This window comes from Lysinibacillus phoenicis (assembly GCF_047238325.1).
Classification (GTDB): domain Bacteria; phylum Bacillota; class Bacilli; order Bacillales_A; family Planococcaceae; genus Lysinibacillus; species Lysinibacillus irui.
Map to the genome: position 1 here is coordinate 3,560,201 of NZ_JBDFMP010000002.1, position 13,092 is coordinate 3,573,292.

Sequence of the window (13,092 nt, forward strand, 5' to 3'; positions counted from 1 at the left end):
ATTCTTAATAAGGAAGTGTACCGTTATGCCATTGCATATCGTTTTGTATCAACCAGAAATACCAGCCAATACAGGGAACATTGCTCGCACCTGTGCAGGCACTAATACATCATTACATTTAATTCGTCCACTTGGCTTTTCGACGGATGATAAAATGCTTAAACGTGCGGGCTTAGATTATTGGCATAGTGTTAATGTGGTCTACCATGACTCACTTGATGATTTTATAGAATACTCTAAAAATGGAGATGTATATTTAATCGAAACATATAGTGAAGAGCCATTTACGACACATGATTTTAGTGATCAAAACCGAGATATTTACTTTATGTTCGGAAAAGAAACAACAGGTTTGCCAAAGGACTTTGCTTATGAACGTCGAGATATGTGTTTACGTATTCCGCAAAGTGATCATGTCCGTTCTCTTAATTTATCTAATACGGCTGCTATTGTAATTTATGAGGCATTACGTCAACAAGGATATCCAGGATTACATTAAAAAAGCAATTCTCTATATAGGGCTGCCCATGAATAGGCAACTTATATGTGAGAATTGCTTTTTACATATGATTAAAATTTCAATAATACAACATTCCCTGAAGGGTCTTCAGTTTGGAACCCACCGTCAATATCTATGACAGGTGCACCCATTGCACGTAAGTTTGCTTTCATAGAAGATGCTTGTTCTTCATTGTCTAAACGTAGCGAGAATGTCTTTAGGCCCACTTGATTTTCGCCAAGCTTTGGAGCATTTTCAGAATGCCAAGTATTTAAACCGATATGATGGTGATATCGACCTGTAGAAATAAATAATGCTTGTGTGCCATAGCGTGAGACAATATCGTAACCTAAGCCGTTTGTATAAAATTGCTCAGTCTCTGCTAAGTTGGAGACAGATAAATGAATATGTCCCATTACTGTTCCTTCTGGAAGACCACTCCAGTTTCCATTGCCCTCTTCTAAGATTGATTGAATATTTAATGGCTCCGTTACCATATGCACTTGATCGACATACCATGTCCATTCACTTTCAGGTCGATCCACATAAACCTCAATGCCATTATGGTCAGGATCATTTAAATAAAGTGCTTCACTCACAGCGTGGTCGGAAGCTCCAAGATATACGCCTTTTTCATGAAAATGAGTAATAATATTTGCTAAATCACGACGGGTTGGTAATAGTAGAGCAAAGTGATAAAGGCCAGTAGTCATACGTTGCTTTTCTTCTACTGTTTCAGGTTGAACAATTGTCAATAAAGCTGTACGTCCATCTGCCGTTAACGTAGCTTTATGTGATTCTTGGTGTAAAACTTTGAAGCCAATGACATCTTGATAATATGTTAAAGAGCGTTGTAGATCACTTACTTTTAATTCAACATTTGTGACATAAGTATTCGGTTTTTCATGAAAATGCATGTGGATACCTCCGGTTAGTTATCTTTTTTTATCTAGTTACTTTATGTAAGTTAGTTTATTTTAAAAATAAAGGAAAGTCAAGTAATTATATTGTTCCATAAAAAAAGAAAATCACTAAGCATTTTTCTATGCTTAGTGATTTTCTTGAGGTTTTATTTATCAGCTTTGTAGTCGCCTTCGTAACCAGCAGTGAAAATAGCAGATAAGAAAGCAATTGTTACACCAAGAATTAATAATAATTTCATGGAAGTACCCTCCTCATGTTTATAAAGACATCTCTTTTTAGTATAGCCTATCTATTATAAAAATGAAACGACATAGCTGAATAAAATATGTCAGAAATGGTTCAAACATATCGATATAGGGAAAACTATAAATGAGGTGATCATTATGGAAAAAAAGGTGCCAAACATTGAAAATGGTACGATGGCAAGAGATATGAAGGAATTAAAAGATTTAGGAAAGCAGATGGAGCATTTACGAGACGGTCTGGAGTTGGCAGAGGATGAGCGTATTGCTGATCCTATACAATTGGAAGATGTTGAATTAAAGAAAGAGTAGTGTTATGAAACCTTCTTTATTTTTCTTAAATCCAATATTTTGTATAATGGTACTAGGAAAAGAAAGGGGTTGTAGTTCTTGCATTTACAATCAACAAAAACATTATCTAATGGTGTAGAAATGCCTCGCTTCGGCTTAGGGGTTTATAAAATGACAGAACGTGAAGAGACATTACAGGCCATCGACAAAGCATTAAAATTTGGTTATCGAGCGATTGATACAGCATCATTGTATGGTAATGAAGTAGAAGTAGGAGAAGCCATTCGTCATTCAGGTATTCGACGTGAAGATATTTTTGTGACGACTAAAGTATGGAATAATGACCAAGGATATGACGCAACATTACGTGCTTTTGAGGTTTCACTCAAGAAATTAAATTTGGATTACTTAGATTTATATTTAACACATTGGGCTGTCCCAGAAACATTTGAAGAAACATATCGCGCGATTGAACGCCTATATGACGAAAAACTAATTCGTGCAACGGGTGTATCAAATCATCATGAGCACCATTTAGAGAAAATATTGGCTAAGGCAAATACCGCTCCGATGGTTAATCAGGTGGAGGTACATCCTTATTTACAGCAACAAGCATTAAGTGCATTTTGCAGTGAACACCAAATTGCGGTTACTGCTTGGTCACCGCTAGGTCGTGGAGGCGTACTTACTGATTCTACCATTGTTGAAATAGGGAAAGAAATCGGTAAAACTCCTGCTCAGGTAGTGCTACGTTGGCATTTACAAAATGATACACTTGTTATACCTAAATCAGTGACTCCGAGCCGAATTGAGGAAAATGCAGAGATTTTTGACTTTGCATTAACACAGGAACAAATGGAGAAGATGGCAACATTAAATCGTAATCAGCGATTTGGGCAAGATCCTGATCATTTTAAATTTGATTTCTAATAAGTAAAAATCCCGCTCTCAGAGGAGAGAAGCGGGATTTTTTTGATTATTGCTCGTCCTTAACGATAATTCGTTGATTTAAAAATGGATGTTCAAATTCTAATTGAATGGCATGGAGCTCGTAGTCACCGCTTGCCGTTTCTCGTGCGCCGTACATTGTATCGCCGATAATCGGATGGCCGATATAGGCTAAATGAACACGTATTTGATGTGTACGTCCAGTTTCAAGAATCAGATGGACAACACAGGAATTTTTGTAGCGAGCCACAACTTCATAGTGAGTTACAGCATGCTGACCAGTTTTGGACACAACACGTCTTGTAGCATGATGTCGGTCTTTGCCAATTGGCTCAGAAATAGTTCCAGTGGAAGACCTTAAATTTCCTTGGACTTCTGCAGCATACGTACGAATAATAGATTTTTCCTCAATCATCCGATCAAAAATAGATTTTGCTAAAGGATGCTTTGCTACAAGCAGTAACCCTTGTGTTCCTTTATCGAGACGATGGACATGCTCTGCATAAATGCCACCATGTTCTTTTATGTGTGCCATAACATGGTTCATACAAGTATGCGTATCACGTTCATCATTCGGGTGTGTTGCCATACCTTTTGGCTTCGATACGATTAAACAATGGTCATCTTCATAGACAACGTCAATAGCACAAACAGGCGTTGGTTTGTAGCTAGATGTTGGAATAGGAAACGTAATTTTGATTATCGTTCCTGTCTGTAAAGGTGTATTCCATTGAATAAGCTCATCATTTGCTAATGTGATTGCTTTAGCCATACGTAATTCATGGACTAGCTTTTTCCCAAGCCTCCACTGATTACGCAATAGCTCTTCAATAGTTAAGTTATCTTCATTCATTTCATAAAGAAACATAGATTGTATCCTCCGATGAAAAGACCGTATTCCAATGGTAGAACACGGTCTTTCGATTATTTTGCAGCTTTAGCAGCCTTTATTATATAAAAGCTTGCCCCTGCGATTAAAATAAATGCAGTTAATGCTAGAAACGGAATAGTAATAAATCCTAACCAGTTAATATATTGTCCTGTACAAGAAACCGCGCCACAGGAAGGAGCATTTTCAGCTAAAAAGCTAAGCTTTTGAATGCCGTAATGGTATAGTGAAATACAGCCTCCGATGACAGAAAAAACGGCCGTTGTGACAGCGATGCGAGCATTTTTTTGAATAAATGCTACAGTTGTCATAATGACAATTGGGTACATAAAAATACGTTGAATCCAACATAATTTACAAGGCTCATAGTGACGAATTTCGGAAAAGTATAATGAACCTAATGTCGCTACTGCAGAAACAATCCAAATAAATAATAAGCCATTTTCCTCTTTTTTAGACATTTCCAATCTTCCCTTCATAAAACCATGTACTTGTACGATTATAGATGTTCTAGTTTTATATGTAAATCAACTTACGCAAAATAAGGTATGCCTTTAATTTCAGTCTAAAGTATGAATGACGGAAGCAGACGACTCTAACTCCTTAATGGTATCATTAGTAGTAGTAATGCTAAAGAAGAGGTGTTTTCGTGAGGGAGAATGAGCATTCCAATATCGGTATTTTAAAAGAAATTGCTGAACTATTAAATGAAGAAACTGAAATTGTCACAATGCTAAAAGGTGCACTCATCAAATTTTTAAATGGCACCAAATTTGAAACAGGTTGGATTTTTTTTATTGATGCAAAGGGGCGCTCTGAGCTTGTTGTCCATGAAAATTTACCAGAAGCATTGGAATATAAAAATTGTCATTATTTAAATAAGGGTGGCTGTTGGTGTGTCTCCCGTTATCGCAATGAGGAACTGAAAAAAGCTTCAAATATTATCGAGTGTCAACGTATTGAAAGTGCTATCGCAGCAAATGTTGGAGACCATGAAGGGATTACACATCATGCCACAGTACCCCTGCAATCTGGACAAGAACGTTTTGGGGTGTTAAATGTTGCATCGAAGGACACTGTACGTTTTTCAGAGGAAGATCTTGCCTTACTAGAATCGGTGGCATTTCAGATGGGGTCGGCGATTAAACGAATTTTATTAACAAAACAAGAGCAAGAAATGGCCCTTGTGAAGGAACGTAACCGTCTAGCGCGTGATTTACATGATTCTGTCAATCAACTTCTATTCTCCGTAACATTAACAGCGAGAGCTGGTATTGAAATGACAGAGGACCATGAGGTGAAAGAAACATTTAAAGAGATTCAGCACTTAACACAAGATGCCCTAACAGAGATGCGTGCGTTGATTTGGCAATTGCGCCCTAAGGGATTAGAAAATGGTTTACTTGAAGCCATAAAGGTATATGCTGAAATGCTAGGATTAAAATTACATGTTACGGTGTCAGGTGTACTACAATTCCCCTCACGTATTGAAGAAACATTATTTCGAGTAGCTCAAGAAGCATTAAATAATGTGCGGCGCCATGCTGGTGTGCTAGAAGCAGCATTATATATTACTGTGACACCTACAGATATTTTATTGGTTATTCGTGATGAGGGACGGGGATTTGTAATCGACAATAATATAAAGTTGCTGTCAATGGGCTTACAATCTATAAAAGATCGTGCTAAATCAGTGGGTGGCACCGCTGACTGGGTAAGTGAAATAGGCAAAGGTACGGAGCTGCTAATCCGCTTACCATATTAAGGGGGAGAGGACATGATACGAGTATTAATTGCAGACGATCATCATGTGGTACGTCGTGGACTTTTGTTTTTCTTAAAGACACAAAAAGATATTGAGGTTGTCGGAGAGGCGAAAAATGGACTTGAAGCTGTATCATTAGCAGAAAGTATCCAACCAGATATTATCTTAATGGATTTAGTCATGCCAGAAATGGATGGCATTCAGGCAACTAAACGCATCAAAGCCAAATATCCACAAATAGAAATTTTAATGCTCACTAGCTTTTCTGATCGAGATCATGTTGTTCCAGCAATGGAGGCGGGAGCAGCTGGCTATCAGTTAAAAGATATTGAGCCAGATGAATTAGTATTATCCATTCGACGTATAATGCGTGGCGAAAATACATTGCATCCAGATGCAACCACAACGCTTGAAATGGACCGACAAGAATCACAAAATGCACCACATTTATTAAATCCGTTAACACCTCGCGAGCAAGATGTGCTAGCAGAGCTTACAAAAGGAAAGAGTAATCGAGAAATAGCATCCTCACTTTTTGTTACTGAAAAAACGGTTAAAACGCATATTTCAAATATCTTTACAAAGCTACAAGTGCAAGACCGTACACAGGCTGCGCTCTATGCAGTGAAGCATGGCCTAACAGAGGGTAGTGGCACTTAAAGACGTACAGCAAATATAAGTTGATAATTAAACGGCGAGTACCTACAAATTAGTAGTACTCGCCGTTTTTAAAACTATTTATTGTAAACAATTAATTTTTTGGATATTTCTAGTAAGGAAGGGCTTGGTGTTAGTGCTAAATCTTCCTTTAGTTTTTGCTTATATGCTTGGAATATTTTGTGTGCCTGTTCATGAAGTCCTGCCTGTATTAACGTATACAAATAGTGCTCAAGTTTTTGTTCATTGTATGGATCATAATCTAATAAAGCGTGTAAAAATTCAATTGCTTTTTCAGTATCTGAAAAAATCGTTAGTTGAAACCCTTTTTCTAGTAACTCTATGTATGATTTCGTTAATCTATCTTTGTAGGCAGTTGACCATTCATAATCATCGAAAACAAATAGGCCATTTTTATAAATAGAAAGACACTGATGAATCAATGAAATAGAGGGAAATTCCAAACGTGAAAATTCTTCATGAAGTTTTTGAAAATCATATAAATCACACACAATATTTGGTTTTTCAAAAACATAGTATTTGTTTGAAAAAACAATACAGTTGTCATAGCCTATTGTATTTAACGTTTTTCTTAAATAAGAAAGAGCTGTATGAAGATTTGATTTGGCACGTACATAATCTAAATCTGGCCATAGAATATCAATTAAATTATCTCGATGTATCGGTATGTTTGGGTGCAAAATAAAATAAGCAAATAATTCCTTCGTCTTTTCAGTTTTAAATGCCACTAAGCTATTATTGCTATAGACAGCAAATTGATCAAAGCATTGTACGTTTAAGACTGTTTGTGTTGCTTGTTGTAGCATTTGCTGTATAGAAAATTCATGCTCAATACGGGCTATCGATTTTTCTAAACGAGTATGACTAATAGGCTTTAATAAATAATCGAGACCTCCGATTTCATAGGCTTGTAAAGCAAATTCATGATAGGAGGTAATAAAAATAACGCTGACTTGTGGACGTTCTGTTTTAATAATATCTGCTACTTCAAGTCCAGATAATTCTTGGAGTTTTATCTCTAAAAACATGACGTCAAACTCTATGTTTGGCAACTCATTAAGAAATTTTTCTACACTTGTAAAGGTTTGAATAACCTGTATTTGTTGAAAGGCGTGTAGTTTATTTTGGAAATAGTGTAAAGCTAAAGGTTCATTGTCTATTAAAACGGCTCGAATCACATCAAACTCTCCTTTTTACAATTAAATTGAAAACCATTAAACTAGTTTATTTTGGGTGAAAAGGCTTCTATATAATGAAGGGGGGAGAAAAGCAAATCTTTTCTATTAAAAATTTGCTAATAGAAAAAAGCAATCTTAGGGGTAAATCTATCACAGGCGAGAGTAGTAGATCCTGTGGTGTGTTGAGATTCCCTTCATAGAAAGTACCCGCCGTTCATTATATAGAAGTTAGAAGTTTTTTATGTTGTGTAAGAGAATTGAAATAATTGTTTAGGCGTTTAAATTTTGAAACTATTCTTATAAAAAAATAAAACAATATTGTATTGAGAAATAAAGCTGTCGTGTAGCCAGATGCATTGTTATCTTATATTGTAAAAATAGTATAATCATTGTAATTGTTAATTAGGCGTTATTATAGTACATTTGTCTTAAATAAAACTCAAAAAGTACTTAAAAAATACTTAAAAGGATAGTTTGTTAGTAACTAAGATGTAATAGAGTATAGGAACTATGGGATATATCTGAAAGGAGATTTTGCATGAAATTAGAGCGTCTATTAACCATGACGATGATTTTAATTAATCGTAAAAAGGTTAAAGCTCAAGAACTAGCAGAGCTATTTAATGTGTCAGTGCGTACGATTTATCGAGATATTGAAACACTTAGCTGTGCAGGTGTACCTGTTATTAGTCAACAAGGTGTTAATGGAGGTATTAGTTTAATTGAAGGCTATCGTGTCGATAAACAAGTTTTGACAAAAGATGAGCTTACTTCACTTTCCATCGCTATTAAAAGTGCCTTGACTACCTATGAGGATTCACATGCTGAAGCAGTTCTTGAGAAATTAACAAGTATTGCGGATAGCCAAGTAAAACAATCGATTGATCACCTATTTGTAGATCTTAGTCCATGGGGACCAAACACTGTTTTTAAAGAGCTTGTTACAACGTTAAAGAAAGCAATAGCAAGTAAGCATTGTGTAAGTTTCAGCTATTCCACTACATATGGTCAACAAACAAATCGAGTAGTTGAACCGCATACGTTAGTTCAAAAAGGAAAGACATGGTATTTATATGGCTATTGCGTCTTAAGAAGGGATTTTCGTTTGTTTAAACTGGCGAGAATGAAAAATATAATTCAAGAGGATTCCACATTTGAGCGTAAGAAAGTTAATTTAAGTGAACTCCCTTGGGGTAAAGAATGGCATCAACCTAAAAACTTAGTCAATTTAGTTATTTCTTTTGATAAAAAGATCACGACATTGGTGGAAGAATCGTTTGGTGCAGAGCATATTGATCATGAGCAGTCCATGATTCATATCTCGATACCCGAAGATGAATGGCTTTATGGCTTTTTACTTAGTTTTGGCCATCGTATAAAAATTATAGAACCATTGTATATAAGAGATATTATTCAAAAACGAGCACAAGAAATTGTTTATTTATATAAAAATGAAAATAATTGATGACAGACAGTTGTCAGGTTTCCTTTGCTATAGTTAGGACAACTAAAGCGAAAGGTGGAGTAAACATGCAGAGCTATTGTCAAAGCTGTGGAATGCCATTAATAGAAGAGGCATTATTAGGAACTGAAAAAGGTGGTCACAAAAGTCAGGAGTATTGTGCTTATTGTTATGAGGAAGGCAAATTTACACAACCTCAATTAACCGTAGAAGGGATGATTGACCTTTGTGTGCAGCATCTAAAGGAAGAGGGTATGCCTGAAAATGAAGCACGTAGTATGCTTAATTCTTTTTTACCTAGCTTAAAAAGATGGAGAAAAGGCGAATGGAAGGACCCGAAAATGGTGGAAAGGGATTCATTTCAAATCGTAGGAATATCAGCCCAAACAAGCAATGCAAAAGAAATAACGTCACAAGCTAAAATCCCGCAATTATGGAATGATTTTTATCAGCAAAATATTATAGAGCAAATAGCTAATCAAAAAAATGCAAACATCTATGGTTTATATTCGGATTACGAGACGGATGTAAATGGGGAATACTTCATTACACTAGGAGTACAAATGTTAAATAGTCTTGATGGTGACATACCAGCTGGTTTAACTGTTAAAACCGTACCAGCAGCTAAATATTTAGTTTTTACATCAAATCAAGGAGCGTTACCAGACGTTGTCATACAAACATGGCAAGACATTTGGGCATGGTTTGCCAACTCTGGCGTAGAACGAACGTATACAGGAGATTTTGAATTGTATGATGAACGTTGTGCGAATCCACAGGAAGCTCAGGTAGAAATCTATATAGCGGTAAAATAAAAACAAGTCTCTTACCAATCAATTGGTAGGAGACTTGTCGTCGTTTTGTGGGAGAATCTTTTCGATATGCGGCTCGATATGCACGAGAACCTGGCAAAAACGATTTTCACGTAAAATGGTACGTTCTATTTCCTCGGTAATACGATGGCTTTCAAAAACATTGAGGTAAGGGTCAACTGTTACGGTTATATCGATAAAGTACATATTACCATGTGCTCGACCTTTAAAATCCAAGAGCTCGATTACACCATCAACATTACGTATTAAGACTGATAAAGTCTCGACCTCATCAATGTCAAATGCATCAGTAAGACTTTGCACAGCTTCCCAAAAGATTTCGACTGCAGTTTTAATAATTAAAAAGGCTACGACTAGGGCTGTAAGAGAATCGATAATAGGGAAGCCAAATATAGCTCCGAAAATACCGATTGCTGTTCCAATACTGACAAGTGCATCTGAGCGATTGTCAAAGGCCGCAGCTTTAACAGCAGCACTTTTAATTCTTTTAGATAGTGCTAAATTATAACGATAAACAACATACATAGCTACAGCACTTCCTATTGCTACATAAGCTGTTAAGAGGGATGGGGTTGTACCAGTGGGTTCCCATAAACTTTGTAAAGAATTGATTAGTACCTGAAGACCCACAACGAGCATAATGAATGATGCTACCAAAGAGGCAACTGTTTCAGCACGTAAATGTCCATATTGATGATTGGAATCAGGCGGTCTTTGAGCAATACGTAAGCCAATTAATACCGCGATAGACGCGATAATATCTGTCGTATTATTTAAGCCATCTGCTTTTAATGCCTCCGACGTACCAATATAGCCAATCGTTAGCTTAATGGAGCTTAAAATTAGATATGTACCGATGGATAACCAGGCACCTTTTTCCCCTTGACGTAAATTTGTATAGAGCTCCATTTTGTTTCCTCCTCGCAAAACTTTCGGACATTAGAAAACGACCCCCTTTTGAAAAGGGAGTCGTTTTCATCTATTTCTTACGGAATTCCTCCCACCTATAAGGTGTGAAGGAACAACCATATTTATAGCCTTGAATAAACAAGCGTGCTTTTAATAGTACCACGACAAGTTCAATAAGGCAATTCAATTTTAGTCAGTGACAGCGTCTAATTCATTTGATAAATCACTTTCAGGTAATTTCAGAACTTCTAAGTATAAAATATGGTGTCCATCTAATTCCTTTGCGATAAATTCAAAACCTTGCTCCTGAATACTGTCTCCTTCGACTGCATCAAAACGCTTTGTCATGAACCAACCGCCAATAGTATCAATATCATCATCTTCTATGTCAGTACCTAGCATATCATTCACATTTTCAAGAAGCATCTTGGCATCTAAAATAAAGTGATTTTCTGCAATTTCTTGTACTTCTGGGATCTCATCTTCATCGAATTCATCTTGAATATCGCCGACAATTTCCTCAATAATATCTTCAATCGTTACTAAACCAGATGTTCCGCCATATTCATCCATTAAAATGGCCATATGAATACGTTCTCGTTGAATTTTTAGTAATAAATCGTTAATTTGCGTTGTTTCCATTACTCGAATAATAGGCTGCATATAGTCAATAACTGGTTTATCACCATTCTTTGAGTCTTTAATGTAAGCGGTTAATAAATGCTTCATGTTGACTAAGCCGATAATATGGTCTTTATCTCCATCAAGAATTGGATAACGAGTATATTGCTCAACACCCATTAAATCAAATACTTCTTTAATTGTTAGCTCTTTATCAATGCCAACAATTTCAGTTCGAGGAACCATAATTTCTTTTGCAAGACGATCTGAAAACTCAAAAATACTGTTAACATATTCATATTCTGAGTTATTAATTTCCCCACCTTTTAAACTATCCGACAAAATCATGCGCAGCTCTTCTTCTGTATGAGCTACTTCAGATTCTGACATCATTTTTAAGCCGAAAAGACCAGTTAATCCGCGGGCAGATCCGTTTAATAACTTAATGATTGGATATGTTATATTGTGGAATAAAATTAATGGGCCAGAAAAGTTTAATGTGACAAATTCTGCTTTTTGGATGGCTAATGTTTTTGGCGCCAATTCCCCAATAACAACATGCATAAACGTTACGATAGAGAATGCAAGTATGAATGAAAGGATAGATGTAATACTACCATTCAAATTTAGAAATTCAAACACTGGGTGCAAAATAATTTCGAATGTAGGTTCACCTAACCAACCTAAACCGAGTGCAGTGATGGTGATACCTAGCTGACACGCAGATAAGTATTCATCTAAATCTGAAACAACACGTTTAGCATTTTTCGCTTTTTTATGCCCTTCAGCGAGCAATTGATCAATGCGGGTAGATCTCACTTTTACGATTGCAAATTCAGTTGCAACGAAAAATCCTGTCATTATAATTAGTAGGGCGAATGCCGCCAACCTAATGGTTATCTCCAATATGTCTCCGTCCAAATAATTCCTTTGTTCCCGCCCGAATGAGGGAAGTAAACAAAGTGTACACCTCCTATGATTTAAAAAATTGTTGGATGTTTCAATCATAAATTATTTAAAAGAAAAACACAAATATTGACAACAACTTTTTCGCTTGTTTTTCAAGTGGCTTTTCGAAAAAAGTCACTAGATTCAAATACCAAAAGATTGTAATTGCCAATACTATATGCTAATTTAAAAAAGAGCAAAGGATAGTTTGTTTAGGGAAAGAAGCATTTTGCATCTCATATAATACGACACGTCAAAAATCTCAAGAGTGCTTTAGCTTGCGGATTTTTTTAAATGAATTATTTTTTTTTATAGCTAAAGAGAGAGTCTCATTTTTGAGACTCTCTCTTTTCTACGTACTTAAAAATGCTTTCTGGTTTATTCTTGTTGGAAGCGTAATTTTAAACATGCCTTTTCAACATCATGAATGGTTTCCTTTACAGGTATTTCTTCAGTAAAAGGTGCTATGGATACAGGCGCTTTTTCCGTAATGCCCTGTTGTGTGAGGATATAGTTTTTACCATTATACGTTAAATATAAAGTTTTGATTGATTTCTTACCGAAAGTACTAGCAGAAGAATCAAAAAAGCCCTTTAATTGACTACAATATTCATTATAAAAGTCGCTTTTAAAGCCAGAAAGAGCTTCAAATTTTTTACTGTTAATAGCACCAGCTTCATCGGCTAGTTCGAATATTTTGGTGGAAAATTCTGAAAATAATTCTTTTACTTTTGTACGAATTAACGCTTTGGAATTATAGCTGTTTAGATCATCTGAAAGTGCGACTTTACTCATTAAAATGGCCCCCTGCATAAAAAACATTTACTATTAAATTAATACCCTAAATGTATAAGAAAAATATACAAATTTCAACATGAATCAACATAATTAGCTTAAAGGGCGTG

The 13,092-nt window shown here is 35.8% G+C and carries 14 protein-coding genes; 7 read left to right on the forward strand and 7 right to left on the reverse strand.

From position 1 onward, the window contains the following. Positions 1 to 25 precede the first annotated feature (25 nt). On the forward strand, positions 26 to 499 hold the full coding sequence (gene trmL, locus ABC382_RS19305) for a tRNA (uridine(34)/cytosine(34)/5-carboxymethylaminomethyluridine(34)-2'-O)-methyltransferase TrmL (RefSeq protein WP_322611134.1): 474 nt from the start codon (positions 26 to 28) through the stop codon (positions 497 to 499). Positions 500 to 570: 71 nt separating this feature from the next. Here the strand turns inward: trmL and ABC382_RS19310 are convergent, their stop codons facing one another. Continuing rightward, positions 571 to 1,416 carry a VOC family protein gene (locus ABC382_RS19310; RefSeq protein ID WP_322611133.1) on the reverse strand — a complete coding sequence of 282 codons (846 nt, stop codon included), beginning with the start codon at positions 1,414 to 1,416 and terminating at the stop codon, positions 571 to 573. Between the two features lie 390 nt (positions 1,417 to 1,806). Here ABC382_RS19310 and ABC382_RS19315 point away from each other — a divergent pair, with 390 nt between their 5' ends. Both ABC382_RS19315 and ABC382_RS19320 read left to right on the forward strand, forming a co-directional pair. After that, positions 1,807 to 1,977 carry a hypothetical protein gene (locus ABC382_RS19315; RefSeq protein ID WP_274794466.1) on the forward strand — a complete coding sequence of 57 codons (171 nt, stop codon included), beginning with the start codon at positions 1,807 to 1,809 and terminating at the stop codon, positions 1,975 to 1,977. Between the two features lie 78 nt (positions 1,978 to 2,055). Beyond that, on the forward strand, positions 2,056 to 2,886 hold the full coding sequence (locus ABC382_RS19320) for an aldo/keto reductase (RefSeq protein ID WP_322611132.1): 831 nt from the start codon (positions 2,056 to 2,058) through the stop codon (positions 2,884 to 2,886). A 46-nt stretch (positions 2,887 to 2,932) separates the two neighbouring features. Here the strand turns inward: ABC382_RS19320 and ABC382_RS19325 are convergent, their stop codons facing one another. Beyond that, positions 2,933 to 3,772, reverse strand: a complete 840-nt coding sequence (locus ABC382_RS19325) for an RluA family pseudouridine synthase (RefSeq protein ID WP_274794463.1) — start codon at positions 3,770 to 3,772, stop codon at positions 2,933 to 2,935. A gap of 56 nt (positions 3,773 to 3,828) precedes the next feature. Beyond that, positions 3,829 to 4,254, reverse strand: coding sequence for a disulfide formation protein C (locus ABC382_RS19330; RefSeq protein WP_322611131.1), 426 nt, complete (start codon positions 4,252 to 4,254; stop codon positions 3,829 to 3,831). Between the two features lie 188 nt (positions 4,255 to 4,442). Here ABC382_RS19330 and ABC382_RS19335 point away from each other — a divergent pair, with 188 nt between their 5' ends. Together ABC382_RS19335 and ABC382_RS19340 are read left to right on the forward strand one after the other, a co-directional pair. Then, positions 4,443 to 5,558 carry a GAF domain-containing sensor histidine kinase gene (locus tag ABC382_RS19335; RefSeq protein ID WP_274794461.1) on the forward strand — a complete coding sequence of 372 codons (1,116 nt, stop codon included), beginning with the start codon at positions 4,443 to 4,445 and terminating at the stop codon, positions 5,556 to 5,558. Positions 5,559 to 5,570: 12 nt separating this feature from the next. Continuing rightward, a complete protein-coding gene (locus ABC382_RS19340) occupies positions 5,571 to 6,218 on the forward strand; it encodes a response regulator (protein WP_274794460.1) in 648 nt (215 codons plus the stop codon). A 74-nt stretch (positions 6,219 to 6,292) separates the two neighbouring features. Here ABC382_RS19340 and ABC382_RS19345 read toward each other — a convergent pair whose 3' ends face one another. Beyond that, positions 6,293 to 7,414, reverse strand: a complete 1,122-nt coding sequence (locus ABC382_RS19345; RefSeq protein ID WP_274794459.1) for a response regulator — start codon at positions 7,412 to 7,414, stop codon at positions 6,293 to 6,295. A gap of 538 nt (positions 7,415 to 7,952) precedes the next feature. Here ABC382_RS19345 and ABC382_RS19350 point away from each other — a divergent pair. Both ABC382_RS19350 and ABC382_RS19355 read left to right on the forward strand, forming a co-directional pair. After that, positions 7,953 to 8,879, forward strand: a complete 927-nt coding sequence (locus ABC382_RS19350) for a helix-turn-helix transcriptional regulator (RefSeq protein WP_322611130.1) — start codon at positions 7,953 to 7,955, stop codon at positions 8,877 to 8,879. A 65-nt stretch (positions 8,880 to 8,944) separates the two neighbouring features. Further along, positions 8,945 to 9,691, forward strand: a complete 747-nt coding sequence (locus ABC382_RS19355; protein ID WP_274794457.1) for an effector binding domain-containing protein — start codon at positions 8,945 to 8,947, stop codon at positions 9,689 to 9,691. Between the two features lie 18 nt (positions 9,692 to 9,709). Here the strand turns inward: ABC382_RS19355 and ABC382_RS19360 are convergent, their stop codons facing one another. From ABC382_RS19360 to ABC382_RS19370, 3 genes are all read right to left on the reverse strand, one after another. After that, entirely contained in the window at positions 9,710 to 10,618 is a 909-nt protein-coding gene (locus tag ABC382_RS19360) for a cation diffusion facilitator family transporter (RefSeq protein WP_322611129.1), read from the reverse strand. A 189-nt stretch (positions 10,619 to 10,807) separates the two neighbouring features. After that, positions 10,808 to 12,127, reverse strand: a complete 1,320-nt coding sequence (locus tag ABC382_RS19365) for a hemolysin family protein (RefSeq protein WP_274797380.1) — start codon at positions 12,125 to 12,127, stop codon at positions 10,808 to 10,810. A gap of 438 nt (positions 12,128 to 12,565) precedes the next feature. After that, positions 12,566 to 12,982: a hypothetical protein gene (locus ABC382_RS19370; RefSeq protein WP_274794455.1), complete on the reverse strand. Its 417-nt coding sequence runs from the start codon at positions 12,980 to 12,982 to the stop codon at positions 12,566 to 12,568. Positions 12,983 to 13,092 lie beyond the last annotated feature (110 nt).